Source organism: Streptomyces sp. NPDC042100 (assembly GCF_055582325.1).
This window is the reverse complement of record NZ_JBVJDK010000016.1, coordinates 80,087-104,644: the sequence shown is the minus strand read 5'-3', so window position 1 is coordinate 104,644 and position 24,558 is coordinate 80,087. Positions and strand designations below refer to the sequence as shown.

The window sequence follows — 24,558 nt, the reverse complement described above, 5'->3', positions numbered from 1 at the left end:
AAAGGCCGCCGGGCGCGCACGGTGCGCGCGGTCGGCGGCCTTTCGAGGGGGGAGCGGTCAGCCGTTGCGGGGGGCGGGGAAGGCCGGCGGGCGCTGGTCCTCGCGGAGGGTCTGACTGCCCGAGGTCGGCTGCGGCGGCATGCTGCGGGCCGGCGGGACCACCGGCAGCGTGCGGGTCGCGGTCGTCTCGGGCGTCCGCTCCTGCTCCAGCGCGGCACCCGGCTGCGGGGCGCGCCGGGAGCCGTAGCGGCGGTGCACCGCCTGCTTGGTGACACCCAGGGCGGAGCCCACCGCGTCCCAGGAGAACCCGAGGGAACGGTCGAAGTCCACCGCCGCCGTCACCAGGGTCTCGACGCTGTCCCGCAGCTCCTGGGCGAGCCGGACGGTCGGGGCGGGGGCACGCCCGTAGACGACGAAGCCCGTGGACGGGGCGGAGCGGCGAGGGCGGTAGACATTGCCCAGCTGGGCCGTCAGCGTGCGCAGTGCGTCCACCTGCCGCCGGACCCGCTCGATGTCCCGCACCAGCAGGTGCAGACTCGCCCGGGCCTGGGCGTCGTGGGTTGCGTGGTCGGCCATGGATAAGCCTCTCGAACCGGCGTATGAAGGGGCGGGCCGCGTGGGGAGGGGCGGCCCGATTTCGGTCAATCTCTCTTGACCAACGCGCCACCCGGGGTCTGGTCACGCCCCGGGGGCGTACACGCATATGCGCAGGGCGCTCGCCCACGCGTACGCCCCCCGGGGCGGACCCGCCGGAGGCCGGGGAGCCGGGCCCGCCCGCCCGGCCCAGGGCCTGTCGTCAAAGTCCCGTCTGCCTCGCGACGCCTGGCACGCGCTCTCGCCGCACCGGGCGAAAGCCCGAGTACGTCCAGTACGCGGGCTTGCGCCCGGCACGCCGAGAGCACGCACCAGACGCCGCGAGGCCGCCCTCCGGGCGACGACGGGACTTTGACGACAGGCCCTAGACTGGTGCGCTGCCCTCACCCGCGCGCGCCCGGCCCCGCCCGGGGCGGGGAGGTCCCCGATCGCCCCGAGATGCGAGGTTTTCCCGCGTGAAGCTCGTCTTCGCTGGTACCCCCGAGGTCGCCGTGCCCGCCCTGGACGCCCTGCTCGCCTCCGGGCGGCACGAGGTGGCCGCCGTCGTCACCCGCCCCGACGCGCCCGCGGGCCGAGGCCGGCGGCTCGTCGCCAGCCCCGTCGCCGAGCGCGCCGAGGAGGCCGGGATCGAGATCCTGAAGCCGGCGCGGCCCCGCGACGAGGCCTTCCTGGCCCGGCTGCGCGAGATCGCGCCGGACTGCTGCCCCGTCGTCGCCTACGGCGCCCTGCTGCCCCGTACCGCCCTCGACATCCCCGCCCACGGCTGGGTCAACCTGCACTTCTCGCTGCTGCCCGCGTGGCGCGGCGCCGCGCCCGTGCAGCACGCCGTGATGGCCGGCGACCAGGTCACCGGCGCCTCGACCTTCCAGATCGAGGAGGGCCTGGACTCCGGCCCCGTCTACGGCGTCGTCACCGAGGAGGTCCGCCCCGCCGACACCAGCGGCGACCTGCTCACCCGGCTCGCCTTCGCGGGCGCCGGGCTGCTCGCCGCCACCATGGACGGCATCGAGGACGGCACCCTCAAGGCCGTGCCGCAGCCCGCCGACGGCATCACCCTCGCCCCGAAGATCCAGGTCGAGGACGCCCACGTCGACTTCGCGGCCCCCGCGCTGCGCGTCGACCGGGTCGTCCGGGGCTGCACCCCGGCGCCCGGCGCCTGGACCCTCTTCCGAGGCGAGCGCCTCAAGCTGATCCAGGCCGCCCTCGTACCGGACCGCGCGGACCTCGCGCCCGGCGAGCTGTCCGTCGGCAAGAACAACGTCTACGCCGGCACCGGCTCGCACGCCGTGGAGCTGCTGTGGGTGCAGCCCCAGGGCAAGAAGCCGATGAAGGCGGCCGACTGGGCGCGCGGCGTCCGCATCGCCCCCGGGGAGCGGGTCGGGGCGTGAGCCCCCGCCGGCGGACGTAGGCTGGGAGGGCCGGGGCGGCCCTCCCGCCGCCCGTCGGGCCCGCTTCACCCCACCCGTTCCACCCCATCCGCTTTCACCCCACCCGTTCCACCACCCCGTTCACTTCTCACGCGGAGCACCTTTGAGCGAGCAGGCACGTCCCCGTACCCCCAAGCCCTACCGGCGCCCCAAGAAGGACCCGGTCAGGATCCTCGCCTTCGAGGCGCTGCGGGCCGTGGACGAGCGGGACGCGTACGCGAACCTGGTGCTGCCGCCGCTGCTCAAGAAGGCCCGCGAGAAGGAGGGGCCGGAGAAGTTCGACGGGCGGGACGCGGCGCTCGCGACCGAGCTCGTCTACGGGACGCTGCGCCGCCAGGGCACCTACGACGCGATCATCGCCGCCTGCATCGACCGCCCGCTGCGCGAGGTCGACCCGCCGGTGCTCGACGTGCTCGCGCTCGGCGCCCACCAGCTCCTCGGCACCCGCATCCCCAGCCACGCCGGCGTCTCCGCCACCGTCGAGCTGGCCCGCGTGGTGCTGGGCGACGGGCGCGCCAAGTTCGTCAACGCGGTGCTCCGCAAGATCGCGCGGGACGACTTCGACACCTGGGTCGCGCGGGTCGCCCCGCCGTACGAGGACGACGCCGAGGACCACCTGGCCGTCGTCCACTCGCACCCGCGCTGGGTCGTCTCCGCGCTCTGGGACTCGCTCGGCGGCGGGCGCGCCGGCATCGAGGCGCTCCTGGAGGCCGACAACGAGCGTCCCGCCGTGACCCTGGTCGCCCGCCCCGGCCGCGCCACCGTCGAGGAGCTCGCGGCCTCCGCCGAGACCGAGCCGGGCCGCTGGTCCCCGTACGCGCTGTCGCTGGCCGAGGGCGGCGAGCCCGGAGCGCTCCCGGCCGTCGCCGAGGGCCGCGCGGGTGTCCAGGACGAGGGCAGCCAGCTCGTGGCGATCGCCCTCGCCAACGCCCCGCTCGACGGCCCCGACGCCCGCTGGCTGGACGGCTGCGCGGGCCCCGGCGGCAAGGCCTCGCTGCTGGGCGCGCTGGCCGCCGAGCGCGGTGCCGCCCTGCTCGCGTCCGAGAAGCAGCCGCACCGCGCGCGCCTCGTCGAGCGCGCGCTGGCCGGCAACCCCGGCCCGTACCAGGTCATCGCCGCCGACGGCACCCGCCCGCCGTGGCGCGAGGGCGTCTTCGACCGGGTCCTGATGGACGTGCCCTGCTCCGGGCTCGGCGCGCTGCGCCGCCGCCCCGAGGCGCGCTGGCGCCGCCGCCCCTCCGACCTGGACGGCTTCGCCCCGCTCCAGCGCGGGCTGCTCGCCGAGGCGCTGCGGTCCGTGCGTGTCGGCGGCGTCGTCGGCTACGCGACCTGCTCCCCGCACCTGGCCGAGACCCGGGTCGTCGTCGACGACGTCCTCAAGAAGACCGGCGGTGCCGAGCTCATCGACGCCCGCCCGCTGCTGCCCGGCGTCCCGGACCTCGGCGAGGGGCCGGACGTCCAGCTGTGGCCGCATCTGCACGGTACGGACGCCATGTATCTGGCCCTGATCCGGCGGACCGCCTGACACCCGGGCGGCGGAATCAGCTGGTCTGTACCAGTACGGGGCCACGGTCTCGGCACGCAAACCGATTCGCGGCAAAGAAGTACTCAAGAACATGGCAGGCTTGGCACATGGCGCAGATCAATCCCAGCATCCTGTCCGCTGATTTCGCCCGGCTCGCCGAAGAGGCGAAGGCGGTCGACGGAGCCGACTGGCTGCACGTCGACGTGATGGACAACCACTTCGTGCCCAACCTGACCCTCGGCGTGCCGGTGGTCGAGTCGCTCGCCCGGGCCACGGACACCCCGCTCGACTGCCACCTCATGATCGAGGACCCGGACCGCTGGGCCCCGCAGTACGTGGAGGCGGGCGCCGGTTCGGTCACCTTCCACGTGGAGGCCGCGGCGGCGCCGGTGCGCCTCGCGCGGGAGATCCGGGCCAAGGGCGCGCGGGCGTCCATGGCGCTCAAGCCGGCCACGCCCATCGAGCCGTACGAGGACCTGCTTCCCGAGCTGGACATGCTGCTGATCATGACGGTCGAGCCCGGCTTCGGCGGGCAGGCCTTCCTGGACATCATGCTGCCCAAGATCCGCCGCACCCGTGAGCTGATCTCCAAGCACGGTCTGGAGCTGTGGCTCCAGGTCGACGGCGGGGTCGCCGAGTCCACGATCGAGCGGTGCGCCGAGGCCGGCGCGGACGTCTTCGTGGCCGGTTCCGCCGTCTACGGGGCGGCCGACCCGGCCGCCGCCGTCCGCTCCCTGCGGGCGAAGGCGGAGGCCGTGACGGCCTCGGCCCCGTGGGCGTGTGGCCACTGAGCCGCCAGCGGCCCTCCGGGACATGAACGCGGCCCGTCGGGCCGCCGACGGAACCGAACAGGACCCACCGGATCTGACAGGATGAACGGTGAGTCCAGAGTGTGAACAGCGCCGGGCGCTCCAGCCCCGGTGACAACAGCGTGACGCGGACCGGACAGGGGCCCGCGGCACCGGAGCAGCCGTACGTGAACAGCAGTGAGGAGATCGCGGTGGCGGGTATGTCGGCGGGACGGTCAGCCCTGCGGATGGGACCCGCGGAGCTCGTGCAGGCGGCGGCCATGGCCCGCCGCTTCTACCTCGAGGGCAAGTCCAAGATCCAGATCGCCGAGGAGTTCGGCGTGAGCCGCTTCAAGGTGGCCCGGGTCCTGGAGACCGCCCTGGAGCGCGACCTCGTGCGCATCGAGATCCGCGTACCGGCGGAGCTGGACGCCGAGCGCTCCGACGCGCTCCGCGCCCGCTACGGGCTCCGCCACGCCGTCGTCGTCGAGTCCCCGGCGGAGGGCGAGGACGAGTCGCCCGACCCGGAGAACCTCGGCGAGGTCGCGGCGGACCTGCTCGGCGAGCTGGTCACCGAGGGCGACGTGCTGGGCCTGGCCTGGGGCCGGTCCACCATCCACATGGCGGCGGCCCTCGACCGGCTGCCGCCCTGCACGGTCGTCCAGCTCACCGGCGTCTACGACGCGGGCACGGCCGAGCGGGGCTCGGTCGAGGCGGTCCGGCGGGCCGCGCAGGTCTCCGGCGGCGAGGCGCACCCGATCTACGCGCCGATGCTGCTGCCCGACCCGGCCACCGCGGCGGCGCTGCGCAGCCAGACCGGCATCGCGCGCGCCTTCGAGTACTTCGACAAGGTGACGGTCGCCTGCGTCTCCATCGGCTCCTGGGAGCCGGGCATCTCCACCGTCCACGACATGCTCTCGGACGAGGAGCGCGCCCACTACGCCTCGCTCGGCGTCGCCGCCGAGATGTCCGCGCACCTCTTCGACGCCGACGGCCGCCGGGTCGGCCGCGACCTGGGCGAGCGCTGCATCACCGTCGAGGCCGACCGGCTGCGGCGGATCCCCGAGGTCGTCGCCATCGCGGGCGGCCAGCGCAAGGCCGCGGCGATCGGCGCGGTGCTCCGCTCGGGCCTCGTCACCAGCCTGGTGACGGACCGCTCGGCCGCCGACTACCTGCTCACCGAGTCCAGCCCGGGCCCCCGCCCGGCCCTGGACCGCAAGGACCCCGACGGCGCCTGATCCCGGACCCGTACCGGATCCCGTACGCGCACCCGATGCCGTGCGAGGTCCGTACGCGATCCCGTACCGGATCCGGCCCCCGTGCCCGATGCGCCCCGCCGCTCGCCCGGCGGGGCGTTCGTGTCGGCGGGCGCCGCCGGATGGCAGCATCGGGGGCATGATCACACGATGTGCCCGGCACGGGCTCGCCCTGCTGGCGGGGCTCGCGCTGTTGTTGACCGGCTGTGCGGGCGGCGGCACCGGCGGCGGCCCGAGCAGGGCCGAGAGCACCGCCACCGCAGCCCCCTCCCGCACCACCGCGGCCGCCCCGCCGGCCGCCTCCCGCACCCCCGGCAGCGGCCCGGGGACCCGGAGCCCCGGCGCCGCCGCCACCCGCTTCTCCGCGCTCCCCACCGTCCGGGAGGGCGCGCTGCCCGCCGAGGCGCGGCGGACGCTCACCCTCATCCGGGACGGCGGGCCCTTCCCGTACGCCAAGGACGGCACCGTCTTCTCGAACTTCGAGAAGGTGCTGCCCCGGCAGAAGCGCGGCTACTACCACGAGTACACGGTGAAGACCCCCGGCGCCCGCGACCGGGGGGCCCGGCGGATCGTGACCGGGACGGAGGGCGACGTGTACTACACCGACGACCACTACGAGAGCTTCCGGGAGGTGGTCGCGGATGAGGCTCGATGAGCACGGCGACCCCGTCGTCCTCGACCTGCGCGGCGTCGCCGACAAGGCCGCCTTCATGGACCGCTGCGCCACCGCCCTCGCCCTGCCCGACTGGTTCGGGCGCAACTGGGACGCCCTCGCCGACTGCCTCACCGACCTGCCCGAGCCCGTCACCCTCGTCGTCACCGGCTGGCAGGAGTACGCCGCGACCCACCCCGGGGAGTGGCGGCTGGCCCAGGAGGTCTTCGCCACGGCCGTCGAGGAGCGCCCCGCCGGCCTCGCCGTCCTCCTCTCCCTCGGTGAGATCCCCGAAGGATTCGGAGGAAACGACGAAAGAGACCCCGCGAGCCTCGGATGATTCGCCCGGGACTGGTATTCGTACAGACGTGGGACAATGAACTACGTGCTTTTTCCCCTGGCTGAAATGCCTAGGGGCCGATCCGAACGACTGGGATGTCAGCACGTGCGTTTCCTCAATGACGTCAAGCCGCCGTACGACCTCACGTACGACGATGTGTTCATGGTGCCGAGCCGCTCGGCCGTGGGTTCCCGGCAGGCCGTGGACCTCTCCTCGCCCGACGGGACCGGTACGACGATCCCGCTCGTCGTCGCCAACATGACCGCCATCGCCGGCCGCCGCATGGCCGAGACCGTCGCCCGGCGCGGCGGCCTGGTCGTCATCCCCCAGGACATCCCGATCGAGGTCGTCACCGACGTCATCGGCTGGGTCAAGAGCCGTCACCACGTCCTGGACACCCCCATCGTCCTGGAGCCGCACCAGACCGTCGCCGACGCGCTGTCGCTGCTGCCCAAGCGGGCCCACGACGCCGGCGTCGTCGTCGACGAGGACCGCCGCCCGATCGGCGTCGTCACCGACGCGGACCTGTCCGGCGTGGACCGCTTCACCCAGCTGTCCGAGGTCATGTCGAAGGACCTGCTGCTCCTCGACGCCGACATCGAGCCGCGCGAGGCCTTCAACACCCTCGACGCCGCCAACCGCCGCTACGCCCCGGCCGTCGACAAGGACGGGCGCCTGGCCGGCATCCTCACCCGCAAGGGCGCGCTCCGGGCGACCCTGTACAGCCCGGCCGTCGACGCCAAGGGCGGGCTGCGCATCGCCGCCGCCGTCGGCATCAACGGCGACGTGGCGGGCAAGGCCAAGCAGCTTCTCGACGCGGGTGTGGACACGCTCGTCATCGACACCGCGCACGGCCACCAGGAGTCGATGATCGCCGCGATCAGGACCGTCCGGGCCCTCGACCCGCAGGTCCCGATCGTGGCCGGCAACATCGTCGCCGCCGAGGGCGTCAAGGACCTCATCGAGGCCGGCGCGGACATCATCAAGGTCGGCGTGGGCCCCGGCGCCATGTGCACCACCCGCATGATGACCGGCGTGGGCCGCCCGCAGTTCTCCGCCGTCCTGGAGTGCGCCGCCGAGGCGAAGAAGTACGGCAAGCACGTCTGGGCCGACGGTGGCGTCCGGCACCCGCGCGACGTGGCCATGGCGCTCGCCGCCGGCGCGTCCAACGTCATGATCGGCTCCTGGTTCGCCGGTACGTACGAGTCCCCGGGCGACCTCCAGTACGACGCCAAGGGGCGCGCGTACAAGGAGTCCTTCGGCATGGCCTCGGCCCGCGCCGTCAAGAACCGCACGAGCGACGAGTCCGCCTACGACCGCGCCCGCAAGGCGCTGTTCGAGGAGGGTATCTCCACCTCGCGCATGTTCCTCGACCCGCAGCGTCCGGGTGTCGAGGACCTGATCGACTCGATCATCGCCGGTGTCCGCTCCTCCTGCACCTACGCCGGTGCCAGCTCGCTCGCCGAGTTCGAGGAGAAGGCGACCGTCGGCATCCAGTCCGCCGCCGGCTACGCCGAGGGCAAGCCGCTGCACGCCAGCTGGAGCTGACCCCTGCCGCGACAGCGCGGTCCACGGGCCCCCGGGAGATCCCTCCCGGGGGCCCGTGGCGTTTCCGGGGCGCGGCGGGCCTGGGGGCTCAGGAGGGGTTCAGGAGGGGCCCGGGGGCACGAAGCCCGCCGTCCGCAGCGCCCCCGCCACCGCCGCCGCGATCCGCAGGTGGCCCCGGTCGTTGGGGTGGAGCCCGTCGGCGAGGTCCTGGGGGCCCAGCAGCGGCCGGCCGGGCAGCAGGGCCAGTCGCGTGTCCCCGGCCGCCACAAGGCCCCGCACGGCCTCCTCCATGGCGTCCCGGAGCTGCCCGAGGGTGGCGCCCAGGGCGTTGCCGGTCCGCTCGGCCGCCGGGCGCAGCACGGGGGAGAGCAGCAGCAGCGGGGTGTCCGGGTGTCCGCGCCGGATCAAGGCCACGAAGGCGCGGGTCGTCTCGTACAGCAGCGGGGCCGAACAGGGCACCCTGGACCAGCAGTTGGTGCCGAACGCGAGGGTGATCAGCTCGCCGGGGAGCCGGGCCAGGTGCTCGGCGAGCGGGAGTTCGCCGCGTGCGCCGCCCGCGTAGCCGAGGTTGACCGGGTCCAGGCCGAGCGCCCGGCCGGCCGTCGCGAGCCAGGAGTGCGCGGGGCGGGTCGACCACCAGCCCTCGGTGATGGAGTCGCCGTGCACCAGCCAGCGCGGGCGCCGGGGCGCCGGGGCGAGCGCGCCGCGGACCGGCCGCAGGCCGCACACCACCGGGGCCTGGCCCTCCGGCGGATGGATCGTGAACTCGCCTCCGGCGCCCGGGAGTTCCAGGCGCACGGTGCCCTCGGCGACCGGCTCGGGGAACACCTCGGCGAGGCAGCGCGGGCCCCGCCAGAGCGCGAAGCCGTGCCGCAGCGCGCGCAGCGCGTCCCCGGGCCCGGGGACCGCCGCCCGGTAGCGCAGCTCCACCGCCCGGGTGCCCGGCGCGGCCGTGAACTCGACCCGCACCCCGATCGGCAGCGCGGCCCGCTCGGCGATGTCCCAGGGCAGCCGCTCCAGGTCGGCGGGGTCGGCGCGCACCGGCCGGTCGCCGTCCAGCCAGGCCGTGCCGCGAAGGAAGGGGGCGGGCTCCAGCCAGCTCACGAGGGCCTCCGATCAGGCGGGTGCAGCGTGGGTCATCCGGCGCGAGGAGTCAAGGCGCGCGCGGGGGGTGGCCGGATGCCCCCGATGTGTCGATTCATGCGGGGGAGCGCAATGTTTCCCCGTTGGGGCCGCGAGCGCGCAATGATCATCCGCCATTGCGCAACAACGCTGCATTACGGGTGCGAAGGTCGAGCCCTTAGGCTCATGCCCCGTACCAGGAGTGGCGGCGACCGCCTGCTCGGCGGTTCCCCCCTTCCCCCGTGGGCTGTTCAGTCATGCCCGCGTACCGCCGCGGTCCCCGCCTCATCGTCAGGCAGCGATAAGGAGCCCCCGCAGTGCTGGACCACGGCGCAGCCCCACCGGTCGAGGACACGACCGCACGCAAGACCTCCGCACTGGCGGCCCTGATCCGGCGCAAGCCGGTGGAAGCGCTGGTCGCGGAGGGTGGACAGGGCGAGGGCGGCAGCCTCCGCCGCACGCTCGGCATGTGGCAGCTGACGATGATCAGCATCGGTGCGACGCTCGGCACCGGCATCTTCGTCGTGCTCGGCTCGGCGGTCCCCAAGGCCGGTCCCGCCGTCACGCTCTCGTTCGTGATCGCCGGTCTCACGGCGCTCTTCTCGGCCCTCTCGTACGCCGAGCTGGCCGGCTCCATACCGGTCGCGGGCTCCTCGTACTCGTACGCGTACGCAACGATGGGTGAACTCGTCGCCTGGGTCTGCGGCTGGTGCCTGGTCCTGGAGTACGGCGTCTCGGTGGCCGCCGTGGCGGTCGGCTGGGGCGAGTACCTCAACGAGCTGCTCGACGGCACGATCGGCGTCACCATCCCCGAGGTGCTCTCCTCCGCCCCCGGTGAGGGTGGCGTGATCAACCTGCCCGGCCTCATCGTCGTCCTGCTGGCGATGGTCATGCTGCTCGGCGGCGCCCGGGAGTCCGCGCTGGTCAACACGATCATGGTCGTGGTGAAGATCGCGGCGCTCGTGCTCTTCTGCGCCATCGGCTTCATGGGCTTCAAGTCCGGCAACTACAAGGACTTCATGCCCCTCGGCATGGCCGGCGTCGGCGCGGCCAGCGCCAGCCTGTTCTTCTCCTACATCGGCTTCGACGCCGCCTCCACGGCCGGCGAGGAGGCCAAGGACCCCAAGCGCGACCTGCCGAGGGCGATCATGCTCTCGCTGCTCATCGTGACCGTCCTCTACGTCCTCGTCGCCGCGGTCGCCGTCGGCGCCTGGCAGTGGAAGGACTTCGCGGGCTCCGAGGCCACCCTCGCGGCGATCATGAACGACGTCACGGGCCAGACCTTCTGGGGCACGATGCTCGCCGCCGGCGCCGTCATCTCCATCGCCAGCGTCGTCCTGACCGTGCTCTACGGCCAGACCCGCGTCCTCTTCGCGATGTCCCGCGACGGCCTCGTCCCCAAGGTCTTCGGCAAGGTCAGCGAGAAGACCGGCACCCCCCGCGTCAACACGGTGATCGTCTCGCTGTTCTGCGCCGCGCTCGCCTCGGTCATCCCGCTGGGCAAGCTGGTCGACGCCACCAGCATCGGCACCCTCTTCGCCTTCGGCCTGGTCAACATCGCCGTCATCGTCCTGCGCTACACGCGGCCCGACATGCCGCGCACCTTCAAGGTCGCCCTCGGCCCGGTCTTCCCGGTCCTCGGCTTCGCCTTCTGCGCGTACAACATGTTCAGCCTCGACGCCGTCACCTGGGTGGTCTTCGGTTGCTGGATGGCCGCGGGTCTCGTGTTCTACTTCCTGTACGGCATTCGCCGCTCCCGACTGGCATCCGCAGAGAAGTGATCCACCCGTAGTGCGACTCAACGACCTCGACGAACGCATCGTCCACGCCCTCGCGGAAGACGCCCGCCGCAGCTACGCCGACATCGGCTCGCTCGTCGGGCTGTCCGCCCCCGCGGTCAAGCGGCGGGTGGACCGGCTCCGGGCCGAGGGCGCCATCACCGGCTTCACCGTGCGGGTGGACCCGGCGGCCCTCGGCTGGGAGACCGAGGGGTTCGTCGAGATCTACTGCCGCCACAACACCTCGCCGGAGGACATCCGGCGAGGTCTTGAGCGGTACCCCGAGGTGGTGTCCGCGTCGACCGTCACCGGTGACGCGGACGCCGTCGTCCAGGTCTTCGCCTCGGACATGCGCCACTTCGAGCGCGTCCTGGAGCGCATCGCCGGCGAGCCCTTCGTGGAGCGCACCAAGTCCGTCCTGGTGCTCTCGCCGCTGCTGCGGCGCTTCTCCTCCGGCTCGCCCGCCTAGGACCTGTCCTGGGCCTGGCCCGTACGGGCTACTCGACCGGGTAGTCGTACACCCACGGCAGCACGTCGAAGTCGCCGGTGCCCGCCTTCACCCGCTCGAACGGAGCGGCGGCGGTGCACGGCGGGACCTCGCCCTTCGTCGGGTCGGACGCCGCCCAGCTGTAGCCCAGCCGGTCGCGCCGGCCGTCGTCGTGGACCGAGACCCCGATCCGCCGGTGCAGCAGTCCGGGCACGTCGGTCGCCGTGACGACGCCGGTGACCGTGGCCACCTTGCCGCCGGTGACCAGGCAGTCCACCCGCACCTCGGCCCGGCCGCCCTCGCCGTTCTTGTAGTGGCTGTAGCGGAAGGTGCCGGTCGCGGCCAGCGGGTCGTTCCGGTCCTCCAGCGCCAGGTGCGCGTCGAACGCGAAGGTGATGTCGTCGGAGGCCACCCGGTACAGCTTGGCCGTCCCCGTCAGGGCCGCCGCCTCCCGGCGCGGGCCCTTGCCGTCGCCCGAGGCGGTGGCGGAGCCCGCCGCCCCGGCGGTGATCAGGAGCGCTGCGGCGACGGCGGCGATCTTCGTGCGGCGGTTCATGTCGTGCGGTCCTTTCGGCAGGTCAACCGGACGGCCACCACTCTTCCGCGCCGCCCGCGCCCCGGCGTCGGGCCAGGGGACGGTCCCCGTCTCCGCCGTGCGGCGGGGGAGCCGTACGACCCGGGTCGGGGCCGTGCGCAACGAATCGCCGTCGCGGCCGAGGATCGCGCAACGGTTCGACGGTCGGTCCGCAACGGTCTCGCCTTGTCCCGGCGGAGTCCGGAACCGTACCGTTTTTGACGTCTTCCCTTTGAATTACTCCCTCCCCTTCTGCCCCGAGGACGGCCCATGCCCGCGCTGCGCACCGCCCTGCTCCAGAGCTCCGGTGAGCTCGGTGACGTGGCCGCCAACCTCAAGCGCCTCGACGAGGCCGCCGCCCGTGCCTCGGCCGCCGGCGCCGGGGTGCTGCTGGCCCCCGAGCTCTTCCTCACCGGTTACGCCGTCGGCGACTCCATCGCCCGGCTCGCCGAGCCCTCGGACGGCCCCTCCGCGCGCGCCGTCGCCGCGATCGCCGCCCGCCACGGCCTGGCCGTCGGCTACGGCTACCCGGAGCGCGACACCGAGCGGCACGGGGTCCTCTACAACTCCGCCCAGCTCTTCGGCGCCGACGGCGAGGTGCTCGCGCACTACCGGAAGACCCACCTCTTCGGCGACTTCGAGCTGAAGTGGTTCACCCCCGGCGACCGCGCCGTCGTCCAGGCCGAGCTCGGCGGGCTCACCGTCGGCCTCATGATCTGCTACGACGTCGAGTTCCCCGAGAACGTCCGGGCGCAGGCGCTGGCCGGCACCGACCTCCTCCTCGTGCCGACCGCGCTGATGCACCCCGCGGAGGTCGTGCCGCTCTCGGTGGTGCCCGTCCGCGCCTTCGAGAACCAGCTCTACATCGCGTACGCCAACCGGACCGGCCCCGAGGGCGACTTCGAGTTCGTCGGCCTGTCCACGCTCGCCGCCCCCGACGGCACGGCCCGGGCCCGCGCCGGGCACGGCGAGGACCTGGTCCTCGGCGACGTCGACCCGGCGGCCCTCGCGGCCTCCCGCGCGCTCAACCCCTACCTCCGGGACCGGCGGCCCGGGCTCTACGGCTCCCTCGTCTGAGCCGGACCCGTCCAGCCCCCCCGCCCCTCCCCGCCTGCCCCACCCGCTTTCCGTGCAAGGAGTCCGTACCCCATGACGTCCACCGTGCCCAACGCCGTCGAGCACGCCGACGAGCAGCAGCCGCCGATCACCATGTTCGGCCCGGACTTCCCGTACGCCTACGACGACTTCCTGGCCCACCCGGCCGGCCTCGGGCAGGTCCCCGCGACGGAGCACGGCACCGAGGTCGCGGTCATCGGCGGCGGCCTGTCCGGCGTCATCGCCGCGTACGAGCTGATGAAGATGGGCCTCAAGCCCGTCGTCTACGAGGCCGACCAGATCGGCGGCCGGCTGCGCACCGTCGGCTTCGAGGGCCCGGAGACCGAGGGCCTGACGGCCGAGATGGGCGCGATGCGCTTCCCGCCCTCCTCGACCGCGCTCCAGCACTACATCGACCTGGTCGGCCTGGAGACCACGCCGTTCCCGAACCCGCTGGCCGAGGCCACCCCCTCGACCGTCGTGGACCTCAAGGGCGAGACCCACTACGCCGAGACCATCGCCGACCTCCCGCAGATCTACCGGGACGTCGCCGAGGCGTGGAACGCCTGTCTCGACGAGGGCGCCGACTTCTCCGACATGAACCGGGCGATGCGCGAGCGCGACGTCCCGCGCATCCGCGAGATCTGGGCCCGGCTGGTCGAGAAGCTGGACGACGAGACCTTCTACGGCTTCCTCTGCAAGTCCGAGGCCTTCCAGTCCTTCCGCAAGCGCGAGATCTTCGGCCAGGTCGGCTTCGGCACCGGCGGCTGGGACACCGACTTCCCGAACTCCATCCTGGAGATCCTCCGGGTCGTCTACACCGAGGCGGACGACCACCACCGCGGCATCGTCGGCGGCTCGCAGCAGCTGCCGCTGCGCCTGTGGGAGCGCGAGCCGCAGAAGATCGTCCACTGGGCCCAGGGCACCTCGCTCAGCTCCCTGCACGAGGGCACCCCGCGCCCGGCCGTGACCCGCCTGACCCGCGCGGCCGGCAACCGGATCACCGTCACCGACGCGTCCGGCGACATCCGCACGTACCAGGCGGCGATCTTCACCGCCCAGTCCTGGATGCTGCTGTCCAAGATCGCCTGCGACGACTCGCTCTTCCCGATCGACCACTGGACGGCGATGGAGCGGACCCACTACATGGAGTCCTCGAAGCTCTTCGTGCCCGTCGACCGGCCGTTCTGGCTGGACAAGGACGAGGTCACCGGGCGCGATGTCATGTCGATGACGCTGACCGACCGGATGACCCGAGGCACCTACCTGCTGGACGACGGCCCGGACAAGCCGGCCACCATCTGCCTCTCGTACACGTGGTGCGACGACAGCCTGAAGTGGCTGCCGCTGTCCGCGAACGAGCGGATGGAGGTCATGCTGAAGTCGCTCGGCGAGATCTACCCGAACGTCGACATCCGCAAGCACATCATCGGCAACCCGGTCACCGTCTCCTGGGAGAACGAGCCCTACTTCATGGGCGCGTTCAAGGCCAACCTGCCCGGCCACTACCGCTACCAGCGGCGCCTGTTCACCCACTTCATGCAGGACCGGCTGCCCGAGGACAAGCGTGGCATCTTCCTGGCCGGCGACGACATCTCCTGGACGGCCGGCTGGGCCGAGGGCGCGGTGCAGACGGCGCTCAACGCGGTCTGGGGCGTGATGCGCCACTTCGGCGGCGCCACCGACGCCACCAACCCGGGTCCGGGCGACCTGTACGACGAGATCGCCCCGGTCGAGCTGCCGGAGGACTGATCCGAGGACTGATCCGGAGGGCTGATCCGGGGCAGGGGTCGGGCTCGGGGCCGGGGCCCGGTCAGGGTCAGGGCCGGGCCAGCGGGGTGAGCAGCATCCGTCCCACCAGGCCCACCGACCGGTCGAGGCGTTCGGTGAACTCCTCGGCCAGGTCGGGCAGCCGCCGCAGCTGCCACAGCGAGCGGGCGGCGAGCCAGGCCCCGTCGCGGGCCCGGTCCAGGCTCCAGCAGCCGAGCAGATGCGTCAGCGGGTCCGTGACCTCCAGGAGGTCCGGGCCCGGCATCAGTTCCTCCCGGATCCGCTCCTCCAGCAGGACGAGGATGTCGCCGACCCGGTCGAACTCGTCCTCCAGCTCCTTCGGCGCGCACTCCAGCGTCCGGCAGGTGTCCACCACGGCGAGCGCCAGGTCGTGCCCGATGTGCGCGTTGATCCCGGCGAGGGCGAACTGCAGCGGGCGTACGCCGGGATGCCGCCGGTAGTGGAAGAGCGGGCGCCAGCAGGCCGGGGCCGGGGTGCCGGCGGCGACCGCGTCGACGACGGCGAGGTAGCGCTGGGCGAAGCGCACGTCGAGGGTGGCGGCGGCCCGCCGGTCGGCGAAGGCGCCGGCCTCCAGGGCGTGGCCGATCTCCTCGGTGACGGTCAGGTAGACCCGGTTGAACACGGCGACCCCGTCGGCCGGGTGCCAGGCCGAACGGAAGGCCCGCATCCGGTCCACCACGGGGTCGACGGCGGTGAAGGGCCCGACGGGGAGGTGCTGCGTCTGCGCCATGGACGCAGCGTGGCAGTCCGGCGGCCGGACGGGGGCGTTCCGCCGCCCGGCTTCCCCAGATCGGGCGAATGGGCTACGGCTTCGGGCCCGCGCCGTCGCCGGACGTGCCCTCGTACGAGCTGGTGCCCGAGTCCAGCAGCGGTTCCTGCTGCTTGAGGTGGGCCGGGGCGAAGGCGCGCAGCACGTGGTAGCCGGTGATGACCACGATGGTGCCGAGCGCGATACCGCCGAGCTCGAACGTGTCGGTGAAGGTGAGCTTCACGCCGCCGACGCCGATGATGATGCCGGCCGCGGCGGGCACCAGGTTGAGCGGGTTGCGCAGGTCGACCTTGGCGTTGATCCAGATCTGGGCGCCGAGCAGGCCGATCATGCCGTACAGGATCACGGTGATGCCGCCGAGCACGCCGCCGGGGATGGCGGCGACGATCGCGCCGAACTTGGGGCAGAGGCCGAAGAGCAGCGCGAATCCGGCCGCGGCCCAGTAGGCGGCGGTGGAGTAGACGCGGGTGGCGGCCATGACGCCGATGTTCTCGGAGTACGTGGTGTTCGGCGGGCCGCCCACGGCGGTGGAGAGCATCGAGGCGGCGCCGTCGGCGGCGATCGCGGTGCCGAGCTTGTCGTCCAGGTTGTCGCCGGTCATCTCGCCGACGGCCTTGACGTGGCCGGCGTTCTCCGCGATCAGGGCGATGACGACGGGGAGCGCCACCAGGATCGCGGACCACTCGAAGCTGGGGCCGTGGAAGCTGGGCAGGCCGATCCAGTCGGCCTGGGAGACGCCGGAGAGGTCGAGCCGCCAGTGGTCGGTGACCTGGCCGCCCGGGGACATCGAGTGGATCTTGCCGAAGACCAGGTCGAAGACCCAGGAGATCGCGTAGCCGAAGACCAGGCCGAGGAAGATCGCGATCCGCGACCAGAAGCCGCGCAGGCAGACCACGGCGAGCCCGGTGAAGAGCATCACCAGGAGCGCCGTCCACTGGTCCTGCGGCCAGTAGGTGGAGGCGGTGACCGGGGCCAGGTTGAAGCCGATCAGCATGACCACGGCGCCGGTGACCACCGGCGGCATCGCCGCGTGGATGATCCGCGCGCCGAACTTCCGCACCGCGAGACCGGCCAGGAACAGCACGCCGCCGACCACGAAGACGGCGCCGGTCACGGTGGCGCTGGAGCCGCCGGAGGCCCGGATCGCGGCGGCGACGCCCACGAAGGAGAGCGAGCAGCCCAGGTAGGAGGGGACCGTGCCCCGGGTCGCGAGCAGGAAGATCACGGTCGCGACGCCGGACATCATGATGGCCAGGTTCGGGTCCAGGCCCATGAGGACCGGCGCCACGAACGAGGCGCCGAACATCGCGACCACGTGCTGGGCGCCGAGCCCGGCGGTACGGGGCCAGGAGAGGCGCTCGTCCGGCCGGACGACGGCTCCCGGAGCCGGTGTCCTCCCGTCGCCGTGCAGTTTCCAGCGCACGCCGAGGCTCATGTGGTCGCTCCAGTTCTCCGGGTCCCGACGGCCTGCGCCGGGCGGTGAGGGCCGGGCCATGGCCGAAAATGATCAGCCACATCGTAATGCGCCCGAGGTCAGTGGACCCCTTCCCGGACGCCCGCGCCGGTCCGCTCCGCCCCGGCGGCGGTGTCGCGCGAGCCGCCGCGCAGCACGCTCGCGCCGAGCACCAGCCCGAAGGAGAGCAGCGTGACCAGGCCGAACGAGACCACGAGGGAGGTGGCGTTCGCGATGCCGCCGATGGCCGAGGGGGCGATGAGACCCGAGGTGTACGTGATGGTGGCCACGCCCGCGATCGCCTGGCTGGGGTTCGGGCCGCTGCGCCCGGCGGCGGCGAAGGCCAGCGGGACGACGACCGCCACGCCGAGCCCGATCAGTCCGAATCCGGCCAGCGCCAGGGCCACGTGCGGGGCGAAGACCACGAGCAGTCCGCCGAGGGTCGCGGCGACGCCGCCGACCCGTACCGTGCGCTGGGCGCCGAAGCGGTCCACGATCCGGTCGCCGGCCAGCCGCGCGACGGCCATGGTGAGCGCGAAGGCGGTGGTCGAGGCGGCGGCGAGGCCCGCCGAGGTGCCGAGCTCGTCCTTGAGGTAGACCGCCGACCAGTCCAGGCTCGCGCCCTCGGCGAAGACCGCGCAGAAGCCGATCGCGCCGATCACCAGGGCCGACTTGGGAGGCAGCGAGAAGCGCGGCGGCGGCTCCTCGTCGGGGGTGCTGCGCAGGTCCAGGACGCTCTGGCAGAAGACCAGGCCGAGCGCGGTCAGCAGCAGCGAGGCGACCAGGTGGTGGAGCCGGGCGTCGACGCCGAAGTGGGCGGCGAGGGTGCCCGCGGCGGAGCCGATCAGGGCGCCCACGCTCCACATGCCGTGCAGGCTGGACATGATCGAGCGGCCGAGCCGGTTCTCCGTCTCGACACCCAGCGCGTTCATCGCCACGTCGGACATGCCGGCCGTGGCGCCGTAGACGAAGAGGACGCCGCACAGCCCGTACACGTTCGGCGCGAGCGAGGGCAGCAGCAGTGCGAGGGTCCACAGCGCGAGCAGTCCGCGCAGCGCGGTGCGGGCGCCGAAGCGGTGGCTGACCGCCCCGGCCAGCGGCATCGCGAGCGAGGCGCCGATGGCCGGGAAGGCGAGCGCGAGGCCGAGCTGGCCCGCGCTCACCCCCGCGTGCTCCTGGATCCACGGGATCCGGGTCGCGAAGCTGCCGGTGACCGCGCCGTGCACGCAGAAGACGGCGGCGACGGCGAACCGGGCGCGCCGAAGCCGTCGGGTGCCGAGTGCGTCCATACCTGTTCCCTCCCCGGGAGTGTGTGTGCCGCGTAAACTATCAGGAACCCTCCCTGATAAATAGTGGACGGGCTCCCGCCGGACCTGAGGGCATCTGAGAGGATCACCGCATGGCCGCATCCCCGAGCACCGCCCGGGCCATCAACGACCGGCTCGCCCTGCGCCTGCTCCAGGACGAGGGCCCGTTGACGGCGACCCAGCTCAAGACCCTCACCGGGCTCTCCCGCCCCACCGTCGCCGACCTCGTCGAACGGCTCAGCGGCTCCGGACTCGTCCGGATCGTCGGCGAGGCGGGCGCCGAGCGCCGCGGCCCCAACGCCAAGCTCTACGGGCTCGTCGCCGACCGCGCCCACCTCGCCGCGCTCGACGTGCGCACCCGCTCGGTGGCGGTCACCGTCACCGATCTGCTCGGCGCCCCGCTGGCCGAGGCGGCCGCGCCCGTGGGCGACGACGCCGGCACCGGCCCCGCCGTGGAGAAGGCCGTCACGCTCCTGGAGCGCACCGCGAAGGAGGCCGGCGTCGACCGGCTGCACACCGTCGCCGTCGGCGCGCCCGGCCTGATCGACCCGGCCACCGGCGAGCTGCGCGACTCCAGCGGACTGCCCGCCTGGCACCGGCGGCTCATCGCCGTCCTCCAAGAGCGGCTGCCGGCCCGGGTGCTGGTCGAGAACGAGACCAACCTCGCCGCCGTCGCCGAGCTCCGCGAGGGCGCGGCCCGCGACCGCGACGACTTCGTGCTGCTCTGGCTCGGCCAGGGCGTCGGCGCGGCGGTCGTCCTCGACGGGCGGCTACGGCGTGGGGCCTCCGGCGGCGCGGGCGAGCTCGGCTTCCTGCCGGTGCCCGGCACCTCGGGGCTGCCCTCGGCCTTCGGCTGCGACGGAGGCTTCCACGAGCTCGCCTGCGTGGCCGCCGTACGGGCGCTGGCCGTCGCGCACGGCCTCGACCCGGCGACGGCCCTCGGCTCGGGCCACGGCCCCTTCCTGGACGCCCTCGCGCACCGCCTCGCGGTCGGCGCGGCCGCCGTGGCCGCCGTCCTGGACCCGGGCTGCGTGGTGCTGGCCGGCGAGACCGGGCACCAGGGCGGCCCGGAGCTCGCCGCCCGGGTCGAGGCCGCGCTCGCCCGGCTCTCGCCGCTGCGCACCGAGGTCCGCGCCACCGCCCTCGGCGACACGGCCGTGCTGCGCGGCGCCCTGCTGCGGGCGCGCGACGCGGCGCAGGAGGAGCTCTTCCCGTAGGCGGCCCGTCGTCGTGGGCCCGGGCCGCGGCCCCGTGCCGGGCCCGCGAAGGCGTCCGCGAACGCGTCCGCGCCGCGCCCCGGACAGGGGGACGCGGCGCGGTGGGAGGCCCGGCGGCGGCCAAGGGCCGTGAGACCGCCGCCGGGGGTTCTCAGGGAGTGATCAGAGGGGGGCTAGCAGGCGCCCTGGTCCTTCCAGACGCCCCACTGGCCGGTCGTGCCCGGCTCCTCGTTCTGCGTCCACCACTGGGCGAGCCACTTGCGGCCCTTGTGGGAGACGACGCTGTTCGCGTTGTAGACCGTGCCGGCCACGTACGCCGGGGCGGTGCAGCCGGTGGGCGGCGTCGTCGGCGGGGTGGTGGGCGGCGTGGTCGGGGGAGTCGTCGGCGGGGTCGTCGGCGGCGTGGTCGGCGGGGTGGTGGGCGGCACGGTCGCGCCCGGCTCCACCACGGTCGTGCCGCGCGCCAGGTCGCCGGCGAGGGCGTAGGCGGTGCCGTTGATCGTGACCGTCCAGTTCGACGGCGTGGAGACCGGCAGGTAGTAGTTGAACGCCAGGTCCACGGTCGCGCCGGGGGCCAGCGACTGCCACGCCGGGAGCTTCAGGGAGACCCGGTGGAAGTCGCCCTTCAGGCCGCCCACGTTGCCGCCCGTGTGGTCGCTGCTGATGACCTTGGTGCCGAAGCCGGACTGGTCGGAGGCGTTGCCCGGGGCCGAGGTGCCGTAGTCGAACTGGAACTCGGTGCCGCCGGGCAGGGCCGTCTGCGTGTTGTTGGTGATCTTGATCTTCGGGGTGATCGGGTAGTTGGAGTCGCCGAGCTTGAACTCGGTGAACTCGACGCCCACGTTCACGGCCTTGGCCGGCAGCGTCGCGTTGGACTTCTTGGCGCCGTACGGGGTGGCCGCCTTGAACTTGTCGTACATCAGCGAGGTGAGCGTGGAGCCCATCTCGTACTGGCCCTTGGCGGCGTTCCAGGCGTAGTCGCCGGCCATCTCCCAGACCATGGTGCCGCCGATGCCCCGGCTGACCACGTAGTCGGCCTTGGCGGCCACGGACTGCTCGTCCTCGGTGGAGAGGAAGACCTTCTTCTGGGCGTTCCACAGCCACGGGGCGACCAGCGTGGAGTCGTACTTGCGGGCGTAGGTGCCGGTCAGCGTGGTGTTCGCGGGGAAGCCGTACTGGGTGACGTAGTCGCCGACGATCCCCTTCTCCAGGTTCTTGGCGTGCCACATCGGGTTGGAACCGGCGGGCGACTCCTGCCCGTTGGTGTCCTTGTCGTGCCAGAGGTTGTCGATGCCGGAGGCGCCGTCACCGCACTTGGTCAGGCCGGAGCCGGCCGGGCAGGTGGTCGCGGTGGCCTTGCCCCACAGGCCGTCGGTGCCGCCCTGCACGTTCTTGTGGCCGCGGGTGTAGTAGGGCAGGCCGATGTTGATGCGGCCGGCCGGCATCGAGCCGCGGAAGTAGTGGTAGGCCCAGTCGGTGTTGAGGTAGCCGATGTTGCCGTACTGCGCCGAGCCGTAGACGTTGGCGGCGGCGAGCTCGCCGTCCTTGCCGTCGTCGAAGAGCGAGGCGTTGGGGCCGACGTACTCGTTCCAGGCGCCGTGCAGGTCGTAGGACATGATGTTGACGTAGTCCAGATACTTCTGCATCTGGAAGGTCTCCATGCCGCGCAGCAGGTAGCCCGAGGAGGGCGCGGCGACGGTCAGCAGGTAGTGCTTGCCGTCGGCGGCGCCGGCCCGGTCGAGCTTCTCGCGCAGGGACTTCATGAGGACGGCGTAGCTCTGCACGAGGCCCGCGCGGCGCGCGTTGGCGAGCTGCCAGTCGAGCGGGTTGCCCGCGTCCTTCATGGTCGTCGGGTACTCGTAGTCGATGTCGACGCCGTTGAAGCCGTACTTCCGGATGAAGTCGACGGAAGAGGCGGCGAAGGTGTCGATGCCGGCCTGGTTGACCGAGCCGTCGGCGTTGGTGGCCATCGAGTAGAAGCCGCCGGAGTTCACCCGGGCGCCGTTGTCGTCGAAGTAGCCGCCGGTCTCGGCCCAGCCGCCGACCGAGATCAGCGTCTTGACGTTCGGGTACTGCTTCTTGAATTTGTTCAGCAGGTTGAAGTGGCCCTTGTAGGGCAGCGCCGGGTCCATCTCGGCGCCCGCGACGCCCGGCCAGGTCATCCCGGTGGCCGCGTTGTTCGGGCCGTCCGTGCCCACGGACAGCTTGTTGTCACTGCCGACGTGACCGAAGGCGTAGTTGATGTGGGTGATCTTGTCCCACGGGATGTTGTTGGCGAGGTACGCGGGCTCGCCGTTCTTCCCGGTGCGCCAGCCGGTGAAGTAGCCGATGACGCGGCGCTGGTGGTCCGCGCCCATCTTCTCGCGGCCCTCGGTGTCGTAGACCGAGCAGTACGGGACGTCGACGCCGGGCGTCTTGTAGAGGCCGTCGGGGCGACAGGACTCGTTGTCGGCCGCGTAGGAGACGCCGCCGGAGGCGAGGGAGCTGATCAGCAGTCCGGCGACGGCGGCGCCGGAGGCGAGCAGGCTCGCTCTCTTCTTCGTGGGGGACAGCACGTTCGATTCCTCCAGGGGGAGGTCGGCAGAACACAACGAACAAGGGGGTGGGTCGTGTTGGGCCCGTGGAGTGCGCACAACCGGCGGGCCGTACCTCGGAGGTGACTCGGAGATTAAGAGGACTAGACCAGTGCGTCAATAGGTCTGGACCAACGAAGGAATTCGTGACACTCTGAGCGCGGGCTGTGAGCCAGCCCACAGGACCTCACCCGTTTGGCCGGATCCCGGCCGTGGCACACTGGCCCTGTATCAGCAGCAGCGCACTCCGGGGTCGGTGTAATTCCGAACCGGCGGTATAGTCCGCGACCCGTCCGCAAGCCAGCGGCCGGTTGACCAGGTGAGATTCCTGGACCGACGGTGAAAGTCCGGATGGGAGGCAGTGCGCGGCGGGCGACCCCTTTCCGGGGGTGTGCCGGCCGTACGTCCGCTGGTCGCCGAGACGCCGCATGCCGGCGCGCTCCGGCGTCCCAGGGGACCCTCGGCCTCGGCGCACCCGTGTGAGACGTCGTACCCGCTCTCTGTCGTCATCGACAGGCCCCGGAGTCCGTGCCCGAAGAGGCAGGAGGACCCGGTGGCCGCACAAGCCGACGTCACCGCCATGCGGAGCGCCATCGCGCTCGCCGCCCGTGGTCTCGGCTCGACCAGCCCCAACCCCGTCGTCGGCTGCGTCATCACCGACGCCGCCGGCCACCCGGTCGGATCCGGCCACCACAAGCGTGCCGGCGGCCCGCACGCCGAGATCCACGCCCTGCGCGAGGCCGGCGACCGGGCCCGAGGCGGCACCGCGTACGTCACCCTCGAACCGTGCAACCACACCGGTCGCACCGGCCCCTGCGCCCAGGCCCTCGTCGAGGCCGGGATCAGCCGGGTCGAGTACGCGGTCGGCGACCCGAACCCGCAGGCCACCGGCGGTGCCGACACCCTGCGCGCGGCCGGCGTCGTGGTCGGTCAGGGCCTCCTGGAGGCCGAGGCCGAGGCCGGGAACATCGCCTGGCTCACCGCCGTGCGCCTCGGCCGCCCCTTCGTCCGCTGGAAGTACGCCGCCACCCTCGACGGGCGCACCGCCGCCGCCGACGGCACCTCCCGCTGGATCAGCTCCGCCGAGTCCCGCGCCGACGTGCACCGGCTGCGCGCCGAGTCCGACGCCGTCCTCGTCGGCGGCGGCACCCTGCGCGCCGACGACCCGCACCTCGCCGTCCGGGGCCTCGACGACGTCACCCAGCCCCTCCGGGTCGCCCTCGACACCCGCGCCGGGCTCTCCGCCGGGGCCCGCATCCTCGACCCGGCCGCGCCCACACTCCTCGTCGTCGGCGAGGACGCCGACACCGGGCACCTGACCGGCGCCGAGGTGCTGCGGCTGCCGCTGCGCGCGGGCCGCATCGACGTCCGCGACCTGCTCTCCGCGCTGTACGCGCGGGGCGTCCGCTCCGTCCTCCTCGAAGGCGGCGCCACCCTCGCGGGCTCCTTCGTCGCCGCGGGCGCCGTCGACCAGGTCGTCGGCTACCTCGCCCCGGTCCTCCTCGGCGCGGGCCCCGCCGTCCTCGCCGACGCGGGAATCGGCACCCTCACCGAGGCGTTGCGGCTCGACGTCACCGACACCGCGCGCATCGGGCCCGACCTCCGCGTCACCGCCGTCCCCACCACCACCCCCAAGGGAGCCTGACCGTGTTCACCGGAATCGTCGAAGAGCTGGGCCGGGTCGTCGCCGTCGAGCAGCTGCCGGACGCCTCCCGCTTCCGGCTGAGCGGCCCGCTGGTCACGGAGGGCGCCAAGCACGGCGACTCCATCGCGGTCAACGGCGTCTGTCTCACCGTCGTCGAGCACGGCGACGGCGAGTTCACCGCCGACGTGATGGCCGAGACCCTCAAGCGCTCCTCGCTGGGCGCCCTGGAGACCGGCTCCCGGGTCAACCTGGAGCGCCCCATGGCCGTCGGCGACCGCCTCGGCGGCCACATCGTCCAGGGCCACGTGGACGGCACCGGCACCATCCTGGAGCGCACCCCCTCCGAGCACTGGGAACTCGTCAAGGTCGGCCTGCCCGCCCACCTCTCCCGCTACGTCGTCGAGAAGGGCTCGATCACGGTCGACGGCGTCAGCCTCACCGTCGTCGACGCCGCCGCCGACTTCTTCACCATCAGCCTCATCCCCACCACCCTCGCCCTGACCACGCTCGGCATCAAGCAGCCCGGCGACCCGGTCAACCTCGAGGTCGACGTCATCGCCAAGTACGTCGAGCGCCTGCTCGGCCCGAACGCCCAGGAGAACGTCAAGTGAACTGGC

The 24,558-nt window shown here is 73.0% G+C and carries 21 protein-coding genes and 1 riboswitch; of the genes, 14 read left to right on the top strand and 7 right to left on the bottom strand.

All coding sequences use genetic code 11. The features are described from left to right. Positions 1 to 57 precede the first annotated feature (57 nt). The gene (locus ACZ6J5_RS30400) at positions 58 to 576 is read right to left on the bottom strand and encodes a hypothetical protein (protein WP_469396819.1); all 519 of its coding nucleotides are present in this window, start codon (positions 574 to 576) and stop codon (positions 58 to 60) included. A gap of 473 nt (positions 577 to 1,049) precedes the next feature. Between ACZ6J5_RS30400 and fmt the strand changes: the two genes are divergently transcribed. The 7 genes from fmt (at position 1,050) to ACZ6J5_RS30365 (ending at position 8,130) form a co-directional block, all read left to right on the top strand. Then, the gene (gene fmt / locus ACZ6J5_RS30395; RefSeq protein ID WP_362482810.1) at positions 1,050 to 1,982 is read left to right on the top strand and encodes a methionyl-tRNA formyltransferase; all 933 of its coding nucleotides are present in this window, start codon (positions 1,050 to 1,052) and stop codon (positions 1,980 to 1,982) included. A 142-nt stretch (positions 1,983 to 2,124) separates the two neighbouring features. Beyond that, entirely contained in the window at positions 2,125 to 3,546 is a 1,422-nt protein-coding gene (locus ACZ6J5_RS30390) for an RsmB/NOP family class I SAM-dependent RNA methyltransferase (protein WP_469396817.1), read from the top strand. A gap of 107 nt (positions 3,547 to 3,653) precedes the next feature. Next, on the top strand, positions 3,654 to 4,337 hold the full coding sequence (rpe, locus tag ACZ6J5_RS30385; protein WP_469396816.1) for a ribulose-phosphate 3-epimerase: 684 nt from the start codon (positions 3,654 to 3,656) through the stop codon (positions 4,335 to 4,337). A gap of 185 nt (positions 4,338 to 4,522) precedes the next feature. Further along, positions 4,523 to 5,572, top strand: a complete 1,050-nt coding sequence (locus tag ACZ6J5_RS30380; RefSeq protein WP_469396814.1) for a sugar-binding transcriptional regulator — start codon at positions 4,523 to 4,525, stop codon at positions 5,570 to 5,572. 157 nt (positions 5,573 to 5,729) lie between these two features. Next, on the top strand, positions 5,730 to 6,245 hold the full coding sequence (locus tag ACZ6J5_RS30375) for a guanyl-specific ribonuclease (protein ID WP_469396813.1): 516 nt from the start codon (positions 5,730 to 5,732) through the stop codon (positions 6,243 to 6,245). Further along, entirely contained in the window at positions 6,232 to 6,582 is a 351-nt protein-coding gene (locus tag ACZ6J5_RS30370) for a barstar family protein (RefSeq protein WP_469396811.1), read from the top strand. Before ACZ6J5_RS30375 ends, ACZ6J5_RS30370 begins: the two co-directional genes overlap by 14 nt. Positions 6,583 to 6,687: 105 nt before the next feature. Continuing rightward, positions 6,688 to 8,130, top strand: coding sequence for a GuaB1 family IMP dehydrogenase-related protein (locus ACZ6J5_RS30365; protein ID WP_469396810.1), 1,443 nt, complete (start codon positions 6,688 to 6,690; stop codon positions 8,128 to 8,130). A gap of 99 nt (positions 8,131 to 8,229) precedes the next feature. On the opposite strand, the gene ACZ6J5_RS30360 is transcribed toward ACZ6J5_RS30365, so the two are convergent. Beyond that, positions 8,230 to 9,234 carry a GDSL-type esterase/lipase family protein gene (locus ACZ6J5_RS30360; RefSeq protein WP_469396808.1) on the bottom strand — a complete coding sequence of 335 codons (1,005 nt, stop codon included), beginning with the start codon at positions 9,232 to 9,234 and terminating at the stop codon, positions 8,230 to 8,232. Between the two features lie 335 nt (positions 9,235 to 9,569). Here ACZ6J5_RS30360 and ACZ6J5_RS30355 point away from each other — a divergent pair, with 335 nt between their 5' ends. Beyond that, a complete protein-coding gene (locus ACZ6J5_RS30355) occupies positions 9,570 to 11,033 on the top strand; it encodes an amino acid permease (protein WP_469396807.1) in 1,464 nt (487 codons plus the stop codon). Positions 11,034 to 11,043: 10 nt separating this feature from the next. Then, a complete protein-coding gene (locus ACZ6J5_RS30350) occupies positions 11,044 to 11,499 on the top strand; it encodes an Lrp/AsnC family transcriptional regulator (RefSeq protein WP_030691274.1) in 456 nt (151 codons plus the stop codon). A gap of 28 nt (positions 11,500 to 11,527) precedes the next feature. On the opposite strand, the gene ACZ6J5_RS30345 is transcribed toward ACZ6J5_RS30350, so the two are convergent. After that, positions 11,528 to 12,073, bottom strand: a complete 546-nt coding sequence (locus ACZ6J5_RS30345; RefSeq protein ID WP_469396805.1) for a Repetin — start codon at positions 12,071 to 12,073, stop codon at positions 11,528 to 11,530. 288 nt (positions 12,074 to 12,361) lie between these two features. On the opposite strand from ACZ6J5_RS30345, the gene ACZ6J5_RS30340 reads away from it, so the two are divergent. Both ACZ6J5_RS30340 and ACZ6J5_RS30335 read left to right on the top strand, forming a co-directional pair. After that, positions 12,362 to 13,168 (top strand): carbon-nitrogen hydrolase family protein, encoded by an 807-nt coding sequence (locus ACZ6J5_RS30340; protein ID WP_469396803.1) that lies wholly within the window; start codon positions 12,362 to 12,364, stop codon positions 13,166 to 13,168. Between the two features lie 72 nt (positions 13,169 to 13,240). Then, positions 13,241 to 14,938, top strand: a complete 1,698-nt coding sequence (locus ACZ6J5_RS30335) for a flavin monoamine oxidase family protein (protein ID WP_469396801.1) — start codon at positions 13,241 to 13,243, stop codon at positions 14,936 to 14,938. 67 nt (positions 14,939 to 15,005) lie between these two features. Here ACZ6J5_RS30335 and ACZ6J5_RS30330 read toward each other — a convergent pair whose 3' ends face one another. From ACZ6J5_RS30330 to ACZ6J5_RS30320, 3 genes are all read right to left on the bottom strand, one after another. Further along, positions 15,006 to 15,707: a DUF5995 family protein gene (locus tag ACZ6J5_RS30330; protein WP_469396800.1), complete on the bottom strand. Its 702-nt coding sequence runs from the start codon at positions 15,705 to 15,707 to the stop codon at positions 15,006 to 15,008. Between the two features lie 73 nt (positions 15,708 to 15,780). Continuing rightward, a complete protein-coding gene (locus tag ACZ6J5_RS30325; protein WP_469396798.1) occupies positions 15,781 to 17,181 on the bottom strand; it encodes a uracil-xanthine permease family protein in 1,401 nt (466 codons plus the stop codon). A 98-nt stretch (positions 17,182 to 17,279) separates the two neighbouring features. After that, positions 17,280 to 18,488 carry an MFS transporter gene (locus ACZ6J5_RS30320; RefSeq protein WP_469396796.1) on the bottom strand — a complete coding sequence of 403 codons (1,209 nt, stop codon included), beginning with the start codon at positions 18,486 to 18,488 and terminating at the stop codon, positions 17,280 to 17,282. Positions 18,489 to 18,598: 110 nt separating this feature from the next. On the opposite strand from ACZ6J5_RS30320, the gene ACZ6J5_RS30315 reads away from it, so the two are divergent. Further along, on the top strand, positions 18,599 to 19,723 hold the full coding sequence (locus tag ACZ6J5_RS30315; protein WP_469396794.1) for an ROK family transcriptional regulator: 1,125 nt from the start codon (positions 18,599 to 18,601) through the stop codon (positions 19,721 to 19,723). Positions 19,724 to 19,896: 173 nt separating this feature from the next. On the opposite strand, the gene ACZ6J5_RS30310 is transcribed toward ACZ6J5_RS30315, so the two are convergent. After that, positions 19,897 to 22,278 carry a chitinase C-terminal domain-containing protein gene (locus ACZ6J5_RS30310; protein ID WP_469396793.1) on the bottom strand — a complete coding sequence of 794 codons (2,382 nt, stop codon included), beginning with the start codon at positions 22,276 to 22,278 and terminating at the stop codon, positions 19,897 to 19,899. Between the two features lie 256 nt (positions 22,279 to 22,534). Beyond that, positions 22,535 to 22,665: riboswitch (FMN riboswitch) on the top strand. 211 nt (positions 22,666 to 22,876) lie between these two features. Here ACZ6J5_RS30310 and ribD point away from each other — a divergent pair. Together ribD and ACZ6J5_RS30300 are read left to right on the top strand one after the other, a co-directional pair. Beyond that, positions 22,877 to 23,941: a bifunctional diaminohydroxyphosphoribosylaminopyrimidine deaminase/5-amino-6-(5-phosphoribosylamino)uracil reductase RibD gene (ribD, locus tag ACZ6J5_RS30305; protein WP_469396900.1), complete on the top strand. Its 1,065-nt coding sequence runs from the start codon at positions 22,877 to 22,879 to the stop codon at positions 23,939 to 23,941. A 2-nt stretch (positions 23,942 to 23,943) separates the two neighbouring features. After that, a complete protein-coding gene (locus ACZ6J5_RS30300) occupies positions 23,944 to 24,552 on the top strand; it encodes a riboflavin synthase (RefSeq protein ID WP_469396791.1) in 609 nt (202 codons plus the stop codon). The last annotated feature ends 6 nt before the right edge of the window (positions 24,553 to 24,558 follow it).